The sequence below is a fragment of the Nocardiopsis quinghaiensis genome (assembly GCF_008638365.1).
Classification (GTDB): Bacteria; Actinomycetota; Actinomycetes; order Streptosporangiales; family Streptosporangiaceae; genus Nocardiopsis; species Nocardiopsis quinghaiensis.
This window is the reverse complement of the sequence record NZ_VWVU01000041.1, coordinates 1-11,863: the sequence shown is the minus strand read 5'-3', so window position 1 is coordinate 11,863 and position 11,863 is coordinate 1. Positions and strand designations below refer to the sequence as shown.

Sequence of the window (11,863 nt, the reverse complement as noted above, 5' to 3'; positions counted from 1 at the left end):
CGTTCCAGCCGAGGTTCACCGTGTCTTCTGGATGCCCCCGCGCCGCGCTGTACCAGAGCGAACCGCACCCCGACCCCTACGCCGTGTACGCCAGGATGCGCGCCGACCACGGCCCGGTGGTCCCGGTCGAGCTCGAACCGGGAGTGCACGGATGGCTGGTCACGGACTACGCCACACTCATCTCCTGGTCCCGGGACACCACCACCTTCAGCCACGACGCCAGGCTGTGGCGGGACTTCACCGAGGGGCGGGTCAGCCCGGACTCCCCGCTGCTGCCGATGATGGCCCCGCGTATGAACGCCCTGTTCGTCGAGGGCACCGAGCACCAGCGCTACCGGCGGGCGATCACCGACGGCCTCGGCGCCGTCGACCCCGAGCACCTGAGCGGCATCACCAGCCGGTACGCCGACCGGCTCATCGACGAGTTCTGCGAGCGGGGGCGGGCCGACGCACTCAACGAGTACGCACGCATGCTGCCGCTGCTGGTGATGAACGACCTCTTCGGCTTCAACGAGAAGCAGGGTCTGCGCTTCGTCACCGCCATGCGCAACCTGTGGCAGGGCGTGGACGCGGAGAAGTCCAACGCCGAGGCCGAGCGGGCCCTGTCCGAGGTGGTGTCGGACAAGCACCGCGAGCCCGGCGACGACCTCACCACCCGGCTGATCCAGCACCGCGCCGCCCTCAGCGACGAGGAGGTGATCATGCAGCTCCTCCTCGTCATCGCCGCCGCCAACGAGCCGACCTCGAACCTGATCGCCGCGTCCCTGCGGGCCGCCCTGAACGACCCCGCCCTGACCGGGTACGGCTCGGCGTCCCTCTCCGACACCGCCCTCAACGACCTCCTCGACCGGGTCCTGTGGCAGGACCCGCCGATCACCAACTACCCGGCCATCTACCCGCGGGTGGACGTGCCCGTCGGCGACGGCAGGGTGATCGGGGCCGGCTCCCCCGTCCTGCTGGGCTTCGCCGCGGCGAACCACTTCTTCGTGAGGGAGAACGCCGAGCAGATGGAGGAGAGCACCAACCGGGCGCACGTGGCCTGGGGCGCGGGCCCGCACCGCTGCCCCGCGCGCGACGAGGCCACCACCATCGCCATCATCGCGGTGCGCGTGCTCCTCGGCCGGCTCCCCGGGCTCCGCGTGGCCGTTCCGCCGGAGCAGCTGCGCTGGCAGCTGTCGGCCCTGTCCTGGATCCCCGTCCAACTCCCCGTCGAGTTCGCCCCGCAGGTCCGCCAGCCCTCCGACCCCGTGGAAGGAACACCGTGGAGCCCGTCCGACTCGCGCCAGGAAACCTCCGAGCCCAGGCAGCCCACCTCCGTGAGCTCGGGCCTGTCGTCCCTGTCGAACTTCCTGGTGAGGTTGCTGCGTGGGTCGTGACCACGCACGCGGCGGTCACCGAGGTCCTGGCCGACCAGCGCGTGCGGAAGGACAAGAGGCACTGGCGTGCCCTCAACGCCGGTGAGGTCCCGCCGGACTGGCCGCTGATCTCCTGGATCATCGCCGAGAACATGCTGACCAGCGACGGCGAGGAGCACACGCGCCTGCGCGGGCTGGTCTCCAAGGCGTTCACCCCGCGCCGGATCGAGCACATGCGCGAGGGGATCGCCGCCACCGCCGAGGGGCTGCTGGACCGGATGGAGGCCGAGGCGGCGGCGAGCACGGACGGGGTGGTCGAGCTCAAGGCGCTGCTGGCGCAACCGCTGCCGATGACGGTGATCAGCGACCTGTTCGGGCTGGACGCGGAGGCACGGCCGAAGCTGCACCGGCTGGTCGGGGTCTTCTTCGACCAGAGCGTCACGCCCGAGGAGGCGACGACCACCTTCATGGAGATGTGGGGCGTGCTCACCGAGCTGGTCGCGGCCAAGCGCACCGAGCCGGGCGACGACCTGACCTCCGCCCTCATCGCCGCCCGCGACGAGGACGACAGGCTCAGCGAGGACGAGCTGGTCTGGAGCCTGGTGCTCATCATCAGCGCGGGCTACGAGACCACGACGAACCTCATCGCCAACGCGGTGCGGACGCTGGCCCGCCACCGGGACCAGCTCGACATGGTCCTGCGGGGAGAGGTCGACTGGTCCAGGGCCGTGGAGGAGGTCCTGCGCTGGGACGGGCCGGGGGAGTTCGTACCGATGCGCTACACCACCGAGGACGTCGAGCTGGCCGGGGTGGCGGTCCCGGCGGGTGAGCCGCTGCTGATGGGCTACGGCTCGGCCGGGCGCGACGAGGAGCGCTACGGGCCGACGGCGCACCTGTTCGACGTCACCCGCGAGGACACCTCGCACCTGACCTTCTCCCACGGGCGGCACTACTGTCTGGGCGCGGGCCTGGCCCGCATGGAGGCCCTCGAAGCGCTGCCGCGCCTGTTCGGGCGCTTCCCCGGGCTCGACGTCGCGGTGGCCGACGAGGAGCTGGTCCCGCTGCCGTCGATCATCGGCTCGGGGGTGGAGGCCCTTCCCGTACGCCTGGGGTGACGCTCCCCGGGCGGGACACGCCCGGTGCCCTCGGTCCCGCCGGAACGGCGTCCTGCGGTGTTTCCGGCGGGATATGTGCATTTAGGGGGTCTTGGGCGGATCTGACATGCCGAGAACACAGACATATCACCGTGGCGGTCAGCGCCACCAGTGGTCGCGGACTTCTAGGGTGTGTTCGGTGGGTGCCGTCCGTCATGCGGCGGGACGATTGTCCACCGGACACGCCCCCTAGACTCACTAACGGTTCGGGTCCGCCCGGCGGGCCCGTGCCCCTTCCCGCCCACGCACCCTCCCGCCCCCGGGCCGGGCCCCACACTCCACACCGCACTTCCCCCGCAGAGGAACCGCGCCTTCATGAACAGCTCGGAAGCCGACCCCGGTCGTCTCCTGGTCAACCGGTACCGCTTGGACGAGGTCATCGGCGCCGGTGGCATGGGGCGGGTATGGCAGGGCACCGACACCCTCCTGGACCGGCCGGTCGCGGTCAAGGAGCTGACCACGCCGCCGAACCTGCCCGCACACGAGGTCGAGGTGCTGCGCACCCGCATGCTGCGCGAGGCGCGCAGCGCGGCGCAGCTCAGCCACCCCGCCATCATCACCGTGTTCGACGTGGCCGAGGAGGACGGCCGCCCGTGGATCGTCATGGAGCTCGTCCGCGGCCCCTCCCTGGGCGATCTCATCCGCGACGACGGGGCACTGCCGGTCCGGCGGGCCGCCGCCATCGGCGAGCAGATGGCCGCGGGCCTGTCCGAGGCACACGCCCGGGGCATCGTGCACCGAGACATCAAACCGGGCAACGTGCTCATCGCCGGGAACGACCGGGCCGTCCTCACCGACTTCGGCATCGCCCACCTGGACGGTGCCACCCACCTGACCAGCACCGGTCTGCTGATCGGCTCTCCGAGCTACCTGGCCCCGGAGGTCGCGCACGGGCACGCGGCCACTCCGGCCTCGGACATGTGGGCCCTGGGCGTCACCCTCTACCAGGCGGTGGAGGGCACGCTGCCGTTCGACCGGCCGACCCCGATGGCGACGCTGACCGCGATCGTCACCCAGGACCTTCCGGAGGCGGCCAACGCGGGCTCGCTGCGCCCGGTCCTGGAGGCCCTGTGCGAGAAGCGCCCGGAGGACCGGCCGTCGGTCGGTGAGGTGCGCTCCCTCCTGCGGGAGGTCCGGGACGGTGCCGGGACTCCCCCGGCGCCGGTCGCCCCGACCCTGACCGTCACCGAGTCGACGGAGGAACCGGATCCCGCGGAGGAACCGGAGGAGGCGAGCGGCGCCGAGGCGGCCCCGGGCACCGGTCCCGACGCGTCGGAGCCCGACTCCGGCCGGGCCGCCTCCACACCGCCGTCCGCCGTCCCCCGCAGGAGGGGGGACACCGCGTCCCGCGGGAGGACGCTGCTGGTCGTCGCGGCCGTGCTCGTGCTGCTGGTCGTGGGCGCCACCGCCAGTGTCCTGGTGAGCATGAACCGCCCGGGCGACTCCGGCGCCGGGCTCGTCGACGGCTCCGGGCAGCAGGCCGCCGTCGATTCCGGGCCCGAGGGCGGGGAGGGGGAGGCCGACCCCCAGGAGGAGGAGTCCGAGGCCGGGGAGCCGTCCGGGGAGCCGTCCGGGGAGCCGAGCGAGGAGGACGGCGAGGAGGATGGCGAGGAGGACGACAGGTGGGACTTCCTGGTCCGTCACGAGGACTCCAGCGGGTTCTCCGTGGACGTCCCCGAGGACTGGGAGACCGAGCGGCGGGGCCACATGGTCTACTTCCACAACCCCGACGGCGGGTACCTGCTGGTCGACCAGACCGACGCACCCGGCCCCGACGCCGGGGACGACTGGCGCTCCCTGGAACCCTCCGCCCGGGGCAACTTCGGCGGCTACGAGCTCATCGGCATCGAGGACGTGGAGGCCGACTGGGCCGGGGACTACGTCAGCGCCGCCGACTGGGAGTTCACCTTCGAGAACGGCGGCATGCACGGCGTCAACCGGGGCTTCCACACCGAGAACAAGGGTTACGCCCTGTTCCTGGTGGCCGACAACGACGACCCCGAGGCCAACCGGGCGCTGCTGGACCGGATGTCCCAGAGCTTCGAGCCCGCCGGCTGAGGGCCCCGGGCACGACGACCGAGGGTCAGAACACCGAGCAGTTGGTGATGTCGGTGAAGGCCTCCAGGGCCAGCGCCGCCGTCACCGAGTTGCCCTTGGCGTCCAGGCCCGGGCCCCACGCCGCCACCGAGCACCTCCCCGGCACGATCGCGAGGATGCCGCCGCCCACCCCGCTCTTGCAGGGGAGACCGACACGGTAGGCGAACTCGCCCGCGGCGTCGTAGGTGCCGCAGGTGAGCATCACCGCCATGATGCGGCGCGCGTCGGGCCTGCTGAGCATCTGGGAGCCGTCCGCGCGCCTGCCGTGGCGCGCCAGCAGCAGCCCCGCCCTGGCCAGCTCCTCGCAGCTGATGGTGACCGAGCACTGCCGGAAGTAGTGCTCCAGCACGTCCGGCACCGGGTTGTGTATGGTGCCGAAGCTCGCCATGAGGTGGGCCAGCGCGCGGTTGCGGTCCCCGTGCTCCCTCTCCGAGCGCGCGACCACCTCGTCCGGGCGCAGGTCGGGGGCGTCCGCCTCCGTGCGCAGCAGCTCCCGCAGCGCGCCGGAGGCGTCCCCCGTGTCGGTCAGCAGCTGGTCGGTGACGATGAGCGCGCCCGGGTTGACCATCGGGTTGCGCGGGACGCCCTCCTCGAACTCCAGGTGGTACAGGGAGTTGAAGGGCGTGCCCGACGGCTCGCGGTGGAGCCGCCCCCACACGCTGCCGCCGGACTCGCTCATCACCAGGGCCAGGGTGAACACCTTGGTGACGCTCTGCATGGAGAAGCGCGTGTCGGCACGGCCGCCGGCGCGGTACAGGTCACCGTCCACCGTGGCGACCGCGATGCCGAACTGGTCCGGGTCCACCCTGGCCAGTTCGGGGATGTAGCCGGCGACCTTCCCCTCACCGACGCGCGGCCGCACCCTGTCCATGACGGCGTCGAGCACACCGGTGTAGTCGTCGCCGTCGCACGCCTGGGACACCGCGTCCTCCCCTCGTGCCGGGTCCTGAGTCCCTTCCCGACTACCCAGAACGGTGCCGCGCACCACGCACCACGCACCGCGCCGGAGCGGTACGCGGTATGCGGCCGGGTCGAGCCGGGCCGGGCCGAACGGGTGCGTCAGCCGCTCTCGTCCAGGAGCCGGGCGTCGTGCACCAGCAGCGCCACCTGGACCCGGTTGTTGAGCCTGAGTTTGGTGAGGATGTTCGACATGTGCGTCTTGACCGTCGGCACGCTCAGGAACAGGGCCGAGGCGATGTCGGCGTTGGACCGCCCCTCGCCGACCGCCACGGCCACCTCCAGCTCCCGGCCGTTGAGCGCCGCCAGTCGCCGGCGCGCGCGGTCGGCCCGCTCGCCGTGGTCGTTGGCGCCCACCCGGTCGATCAGCCGCCGCGTCACCGTCGGGGACAGCACCGACATCCCCCGGGACACCTGGCGCACCGACTCCACGATCTCCGTCGGAGGGGTGTCCTTGAGCAGGAACCCGGCCGCGCCCGCCCGCAGGGCGCGCAGTACGTGCTCGTCGGCGTCGAAGGTGGTCAGCACCAACACCTCCGGCGGGCTCTCCAGGGCGCGCAGGCGCTCGGTGGCGGTCAGCCCGTCCACCGTGGGCATGCGGATGTCCATCAGGACCACGTCGGGGGAGTGCCGCCGCACCAGGTCGAGCACCGCGCCGCCGTCCTCGGCCTCGGCCAGCACCCTGATGTCGGGCGCACCGCCCATCATCATCACCAGGCCGACCCGCACCAGCGCGTCGTCGTCGACGATCACGACCCCGATCCGCCCGCGCTCCGTCTCGCTCATTTGGTTGTCGGGCGTGGAAACCCCGTCCTTCAGGGCGAGGAGGAAACGCCCTCTCCTTCCTGTCGCTTTCTTGTCACTTTCCCTCACATGACCACAGGGCGACTACTGCGCTGTGACCCATGGCGGGCAAGACCGTGAAGCGGGCGTTCAAGTACCGCTTCCACCCCGATGATGCGCAGGCGGCCGAGCTCTCGCGCACGTTCGGGTGTGTGCGCCTGGTACGGACGGGGTTTGGTCGTGGTCGACCGGTTCTTTCCCTCTTCCCGGCTGTGTTCGGCGCCCGGGTGCGGCTACGTGCACGCGTGGCTGCCGCTGAACGTGCGCGAGTGGACCTGTCCGAGGTGCGGGGCCACTCATGACCGGGATGTGAACGCGGCGAACAACCTCGAAGCCGCCGGGCTGGCGGTTCTTGCCTGCGGAGCTGGTGTGAGACCTCAACGGGAGTCCTCCCGGACGGGGCGACCGGCGGTGAGACAGGAAGGCCACGGGGCCACCCGTGACGGGGCCAGGGCCCCGAACCACCGGTAGGTGGTTCCGGAATCTCCTGTCTCCAGGCAAGAGAGGAAGTCAAATCGGCCACGGTAGCCAGGCCGACAACCGCCAGCCACCACCGGAGTCCGGGCCGTGCTCCAGGTGTCCGGAGGCGAGGGACACCCGTTCGGCGAGACCGGCGAGGCCCTGACCGCGCCCGTCCCCTCCCGCGGCGGCGGGCGCGGGCCCGGAGGAGGGCCCGTTGCGCACCTCCACCACCAGTCCGTCGCCGGGCGCTCCCCTGACCAGCACGCGCGTGTCCGCGCCCGGGGCGTGCTTGCGCACGTTCGTCAACCCCTCCTGGACGATCCGGTAGGCGGTGCGGCCGGCGCGATCCGGAACCGTTCCGCCGTACTCCTCCACGAACTCCACACGGGCCCCCGCCTCGTCGGCCTCCTCCACCAACTGCTGGAGGTCGGCCATGGTCGGCTGCGGCAGCTCCCCGACCGGGGCACGCAGCACCCCGATCACCTCGCGCAGGTCCTGGAGGGCCTGGTGGGCGCTCTCCCGGATCACCTTCGCCGAACGGGCCACCTCCTCGGCGGGGGCGTCCGGACGGTACTCCAGGGCACCCGCGTGCACGCTGAGCAGGGACAGCCGGTGCCCGAGCACGTCGTGGATCTCGCGGGCCATGGCCTCGCGGACCTGGTGCTGGGCGTGCTCGGCGCGCAGCCGCGCCTCGGTCTCGGCGTGCACGGCGCGGTCGCGCAGCGACTCCACCAGCTCGCGCCGGTGGTGGACGGTGAGCCCCCACCCCGTCACGGCGCCCTGGAGGGCCGCCCCCAGGAGGAAGAGCACGAGGAAGGGGGCGTGCGGGTCGGGCCACAGGGCGGAGTTCACGAACGCGGCGCCCACGCTCAGTCCGTACACCGCCAGGCTGGTGCGGGGCGGCCGGTGCACGGCCAGGGTGAACAGGGCGATGAGCATGGCGCCCGCGACCAGGCCGGAGACGGCGGAGAACAGGACGAGCGCGACGGCGATCTGGACCGGCCAGCGGCGGCGCCACCACAGGGACAGGCAGCCCAGGAGGGTGAGGAGCGCGTCGGAGGCCTTGAGCCACACGGGCAGGACGGGCAGGACGGGTTCGGAGGCGGGGAAGTCGGGGAGTTCGGCGGCGCTCACCAGTGCGAAGAGGAGCGCGAGCAGGAAGGCGGAGGAGTCCACGATCCAGTCGCGCGCACCGCGCCGACGCGGAACGGACATGGCGTTCATCGCTGGGCAGTCTACGTCCGCCTCCGGACGGGGAGGAGGCGTCCGGCCACGCGGGCCCCACCGAGGCCACCGGGTGTCATGCTTTGGTCGTGCGGCGGTCCGATGGTCGTACGGGTGGCCGGGAGGACTGGACGGACGGCCGATGTGCGGCGGGGAGGCCGCCGCCTAGTGTCGCGGGTATGCGCAAGGTCATTCAGGGCGTCGGAGTCCTGCTCCTCCTCGTCGGCGTCAGCGGTGCCGTCGACCACCTCTGGGCCCAGCCGTTCCTGGGCGTCGTCCTCAACTCGTTCAACCGGTTCGTCGTGCCCCACGTGGCGCTCTTCGAGGGCTACGAGGTCCTCGCCAACCTCGGTGTGGCCGCCGCCGGGGCCGCCCTGGTGCTGGGGACGGAGGCGCTGCGGCCTCGGAGCCGGGCCTGAGGAGGGGCCGCGTCCGGGGACGGACCGGTCCGGCGATCGCGGTGTCCCGGGCGGTTCGTGTCAGGTCGGGTACCGCGTGTCGGTACCTTGGGACCGATGAGCACTCTGGTCACCGGAGCCACCGGAATGGTGGGCCGACGCGTCCTCACCCAACTGAGGAGCCGCGGCCTGCCCGCGACGGGCGCGTCCCGCACCTCACAGACGCGTCTGGACTGGACCGACACCTCCAACTGGGACGAGATCCTCGACGGCGTGAAGAGCGTCTTCGTGGTGACGCCGGTCGGAAGCGCCCTGGGCAACAGGGTCGCCGGATTCCTGGAGAAGGCGGCGGGGGCCGGGGTCGGCAACGCCGTGGTCATGACGGCCATGGGAACCGAGCACGCGCCGTCGGACTCCGACCAGCGCGCCGCCGAGTCGCGGGCCAAGGGCCTGTTCGACCAGTGGACCGTGCTGCGGTCCAACTGGCTCTTCCAGGACTTCACCGAGGGGACGTTCGCCAGCATGGCGCGTGCCCGCAACGGCCGCCTCGAACTGCCGGTCAGGAAGAAGACGGCGATCAGCTTCGTGGACGCCCGCGACGTCGCCGACACCGCCGTGGCCGCGCTGCTGGACGACCACAGCGGCAGGGAGTACACGCTCACGGGTCCGCAGGCGCTCACCTTCCGCGAGATGGTCAGGCAGACCAGGGGCACCGAGAGCCCGGTGTGGCGGTTCAAGGCCGTCGACGAGGCGGGCTTCTACTTCCGCGCCACCGACCGGGGGTGGGGCGAGCGGTACGTGGACACGTTCAACGAGCGTTTCGCCGCCGCCGTCGCCGGACGCGCCGCCGAGGTCACCGAGGACGTGCGCGCCGCCCTGAAGCGCGATCCCATCCCGCTGGCCCGCTTCGCCCGCGAGGCCCTGCTCTGATCCGAGGCGCCGAACGCCCGTCCCGGGAGGGGACGGGCGCCCTGCCTCGTGAACCGGTCTACTTCAGCAGCTGGCGGGCCATGACCAGGCGCTGGACCTGGTTGGTGCCCTCGTAGATCTGGGTGATCTTCGCGTCGCGCATCATGCGCTCCAGCGGGAAGTCCTTCACGTAGCCCGCGCCGCCCAGCAGCTGCACGGCGTCGGTGGTGATCTCCATGGCGGCGTCGGAGGCGTAGCACTTGGCGGCCGCGCCGTAGAACGGCAGGTCGTCGTCGCCCCGCTCGGACTTGGCGGCGGCCACGTAGACCATCTGGCGCGCGGTCTCCAGCTTCATCGCCATGTCGGCGAGCATGAACTGGATGCCCTGGAACTCGGCGATGTGCTTGCCGAACTGCTTGCGCTCCTTGACGTAGGCCACGGCCTGGTCCAGGGCGCCCTGGGCGATGCCGACGGCCTGCGCGCCGATGGTGACGCGCGTGTGGTCCAGGGTGCGCAGGGCGATCTTGAGGCCCTCGCCCGGGGCGCCGACGATGCGGTCGCCGGGAACGCGCACGTTGTCGAAGAACAGCTCGCGGGTGGGGGAGCCCTTGATACCGAGCTTGCGCTCGGGCTCGCCCAGGCTGAAGCCCTCGTCGTCGGCGTGCAGCACGAACGCCGAGACGTTGCGGCCGCGCGCGCCCTCGGGGTCGGTCACGGCCAGCACCGTGTAGTACTTGCTGACCCCGGCGTTGGTGATCCAGGACTTCTGTCCGTTGAGCACCCAGCCGTCGCCGTCGGGAACGGCCTGGGAGCGCATGCTCGCGGTGTCGGAGCCGGCCTCGCGCTCGGACAGGCCGTAGGAGAACATCGCCTCGCCGCCGGCGACCTCGGGCAGGTAGCGGCGCTTGACCTCTTCGGAGGCGCCCAGGACCAGCGGCATGGTGCCGAGCTTGTTGACCGCGGGGATCAGGGAGGAGGAGGCGCACACGCGGGCCACCTCCTCGATGACGATGCAGGTGGCCAGGGCGTCGGCGCCCACGCCGTCGTACTCCTCGGCGATGTGCGGGGCGTGGAAGTCCGTGGCGACCAGGGCGTCGAGGGCTTCCTGCGGGAAGGCGCTCTTCTCGTCGACCTCCGCCGCGTGCGGGGCGATCCTGCCCTCGGCGACGGAGCGCACGGCCTCGCGCAGCTCCTCGTGGTCCTCGGTGGTCCTGAACAGGTCGAAGTCGCTCATCTGCTTCCCTCCCCGGGGGAGTCGCCCCTCGGTGTTTGGCACTGCGTGCCTCTCTGTGGCATCCGGTGTCAGAATAGGGGGTGGAAAGGGCGAAGTACACCGACGGATTCGGATAGCTTCGGGATGTCGGCGCGAAGGGGGCGGACCCATGGAACGGTCGGGAGGCCGAGGCGGCCAGCCGCGTGCGGCCATCCGCGAGGTGGTGCTGGCCGCGGTGCGGCTGTTCACCGAGAGCGGCTTCGACGCCACGACGATGGACCAGATCGCCACCGCCACGGGTGTGAGCCGCCGCAGCCTCTTCCGCCGCTTCGGCTCGAAGGAGGACATCCTCTTCGCCGAGCACGACGAGCTGTTCTCCACCGTGGTCCGCTACCTGGAGGCATCCCCGGACGAGCCGCTGACCTCGGTCTTCTCCGCCGCTCGCCTGGTGCTCCAGGGATACCTGCGCGACCCGGAGATCACGGTGCCCCGCTACCGCCTGGTGCGCGCCCATCCGCGGCTGCGCGACCGGGAGGTGGCGATGACCGCCCGTTACCAGGCCGCGTTCAGCAGCTACCTGGCCCGGCGCGGGGGCGGTGAGGGCCGCTCCCTGGCCGCGGGTGTGGCGGCCGCGTCGCTCATCTCGGCGCACAACCACGTCCTGCGGGGGTGGCTGCGCCGTCCGGAGCAGGACAGCCGCGAGGTGTGGGCGGGCTTCGACGAGGCCATGGACTTCGTCCGCCGGGCCGCCGAGCCGATGCTGCACGCCGAGCGGGAACCCCGGAGCGACCACGTGCTGGTCGCGGTCTACCCCGGGGGCACCGGCCGTGAGGAGCTGCTCCGCCGCATCGGCGCCGCCGTCCAGGACCCCGAGGGCTTCTGAGGACCGGGCCCGGGGGACCTTCGCGCCCGCCGACCCGCGCGGTCCGTCGGCGCCACGACGCGCGTAGGCTGGACGGAGCCGGTAACCGGGCAGCATACGAGGTGGAGCGGACAGCGGAAATGAGTGTGGACACGGCGAGCGCCACCAAGCAGGAGTCAGAGGTCGCGCGTGAGGCGTCCCGTCGGCGGACGTTCGCGGTGATCTCCCATCCCGACGCCGGTAAGTCCACGCTGACCGAGGCGCTGGCGCTGCACGCCGCGGCGATCTCCTCCGCCGGGGCGGTGCACGGCAAGGGCGACCGCCGGGGTGTGACCTCGGACTGGATGGAGATGGAGCAGGACCGCGGGATCTCCATCACCTCCGCCGCG

Annotated in this window: 11 protein-coding genes and 2 pseudogenes; 9 read left to right on the top strand and 4 right to left on the bottom strand. The window is 72.0% G+C overall.

Going from position 1 to position 11,863, the window contains the following annotated elements:
* Positions 1–95 precede the first annotated feature (95 nt).
* From FYX01_RS25175 to FYX01_RS25165, 3 genes are all read left to right on the top strand, one after another.
* Complete coding sequence (locus tag FYX01_RS25175) at positions 96–1,376, top strand: cytochrome P450 family protein (protein WP_223830645.1); 1,281 nt, start codon at positions 96–98, stop codon at positions 1,374–1,376.
* A complete protein-coding gene (locus tag FYX01_RS25170) occupies positions 1,373–2,470 on the top strand; it encodes a cytochrome P450 family protein (protein ID WP_150246092.1) in 1,098 nt (365 codons plus the stop codon). The genes FYX01_RS25175 and FYX01_RS25170 overlap by 4 nt, the downstream gene beginning before the upstream one ends.
* A 354-nt stretch (positions 2,471–2,824) precedes the next feature.
* Positions 2,825–4,567, top strand: coding sequence for a serine/threonine-protein kinase (locus tag FYX01_RS25165; RefSeq protein ID WP_150246089.1), 1,743 nt, complete (start codon positions 2,825–2,827; stop codon positions 4,565–4,567).
* A gap of 25 nt (positions 4,568–4,592) precedes the next feature.
* On the opposite strand, the gene FYX01_RS25160 is transcribed toward FYX01_RS25165, so the two are convergent.
* On the bottom strand, positions 4,593–5,528 hold the full coding sequence (locus FYX01_RS25160) for a glutaminase (protein ID WP_150246085.1): 936 nt from the start codon (positions 5,526–5,528) through the stop codon (positions 4,593–4,595).
* 137 nt (positions 5,529–5,665) lie between these two features.
* Positions 5,666–6,349, bottom strand: a complete 684-nt coding sequence (locus tag FYX01_RS25155) for a response regulator transcription factor (protein WP_150246082.1) — start codon at positions 6,347–6,349, stop codon at positions 5,666–5,668.
* Positions 6,350–6,468: 119 nt separating this feature from the next.
* Between FYX01_RS25155 and FYX01_RS27125 the strand changes: the two are divergent.
* Positions 6,469–6,531: pseudogene (locus FYX01_RS27125) on the top strand (hypothetical protein); the annotation flags it as partial.
* 28 nt (positions 6,532–6,559) lie between these two features.
* Positions 6,560–6,877: pseudogene (locus tag FYX01_RS25145) on the top strand (zinc ribbon domain-containing protein); the annotation flags it as partial.
* Between the two features lie 39 nt (positions 6,878–6,916).
* On the opposite strand, the gene FYX01_RS25140 reads toward FYX01_RS25145, so the two are convergent.
* The gene (locus tag FYX01_RS25140) at positions 6,917–8,092 is read right to left on the bottom strand and encodes a sensor histidine kinase (RefSeq protein ID WP_150246074.1); all 1,176 of its coding nucleotides are present in this window, start codon (positions 8,090–8,092) and stop codon (positions 6,917–6,919) included.
* A 179-nt stretch (positions 8,093–8,271) separates the two neighbouring features.
* Here FYX01_RS25140 and FYX01_RS25135 point away from each other — a divergent pair, with 179 nt between their 5' ends.
* Both FYX01_RS25135 and FYX01_RS25130 read left to right on the top strand, forming a co-directional pair.
* Positions 8,272–8,511 carry a hypothetical protein gene (locus FYX01_RS25135; protein WP_150246070.1) on the top strand — a complete coding sequence of 80 codons (240 nt, stop codon included), beginning with the start codon at positions 8,272–8,274 and terminating at the stop codon, positions 8,509–8,511.
* Between the two features lie 96 nt (positions 8,512–8,607).
* Positions 8,608–9,420 carry an SDR family oxidoreductase gene (locus FYX01_RS25130; RefSeq protein WP_150246067.1) on the top strand — a complete coding sequence of 271 codons (813 nt, stop codon included), beginning with the start codon at positions 8,608–8,610 and terminating at the stop codon, positions 9,418–9,420.
* 58 nt (positions 9,421–9,478) lie between these two features.
* Here the strand turns inward: FYX01_RS25130 and FYX01_RS25125 are convergent, their stop codons facing one another.
* The gene (locus tag FYX01_RS25125) at positions 9,479–10,633 is read right to left on the bottom strand and encodes an acyl-CoA dehydrogenase family protein (RefSeq protein WP_150246064.1); all 1,155 of its coding nucleotides are present in this window, start codon (positions 10,631–10,633) and stop codon (positions 9,479–9,481) included.
* A gap of 148 nt (positions 10,634–10,781) precedes the next feature.
* On the opposite strand from FYX01_RS25125, the gene FYX01_RS25120 reads away from it, so the two are divergent.
* The gene (locus FYX01_RS25120; RefSeq protein ID WP_150246061.1) at positions 10,782–11,495 is read left to right on the top strand and encodes a TetR/AcrR family transcriptional regulator; all 714 of its coding nucleotides are present in this window, start codon (positions 10,782–10,784) and stop codon (positions 11,493–11,495) included.
* A 119-nt stretch (positions 11,496–11,614) separates the two neighbouring features.
* A partial coding sequence (locus tag FYX01_RS25115; RefSeq protein ID WP_263363810.1) for a GTP-binding protein occupies positions 11,615–11,863 on the top strand: 249 nt, incomplete at its 3' end.

What these genes read in the sequence shown, in the direction of transcription:
- FYX01_RS25135 (WP_150246070.1), top strand. Translation starts at nt 8,272, where the DNA reads ATGCGCAAGGTCATTCAGGGCGTCGGAGTCCTGCTCCTCCTCGTCGGC.
- FYX01_RS25130 (WP_150246067.1), top strand. Translation starts at nt 8,608, where the DNA reads ATGAGCACTCTGGTCACCGGAGCCACCGGAATGGTGGGCCGACGCGTC.
- FYX01_RS25120 (WP_150246061.1), top strand. Translation starts at nt 10,782, where the DNA reads ATGGAACGGTCGGGAGGCCGAGGCGGCCAGCCGCGTGCGGCCATCCGC.
- FYX01_RS25175 (WP_223830645.1), top strand. Translation starts at nt 96, where the DNA reads ATGCGCGCCGACCACGGCCCGGTGGTCCCGGTCGAGCTCGAACCGGGA.
- FYX01_RS25155 (WP_150246082.1), bottom strand. Translation starts at nt 6,349, where the DNA reads ATGAGCGAGACGGAGCGCGGGCGGATCGGGGTCGTGATCGTCGACGAC.
- FYX01_RS25140 (WP_150246074.1), bottom strand. Translation starts at nt 8,092, where the DNA reads ATGAACGCCATGTCCGTTCCGCGTCGGCGCGGTGCGCGCGACTGGATC.
- FYX01_RS25165 (WP_150246089.1), top strand. Translation starts at nt 2,825, where the DNA reads ATGAACAGCTCGGAAGCCGACCCCGGTCGTCTCCTGGTCAACCGGTAC.
- FYX01_RS25125 (WP_150246064.1), bottom strand. Translation starts at nt 10,633, where the DNA reads ATGAGCGACTTCGACCTGTTCAGGACCACCGAGGACCACGAGGAGCTG.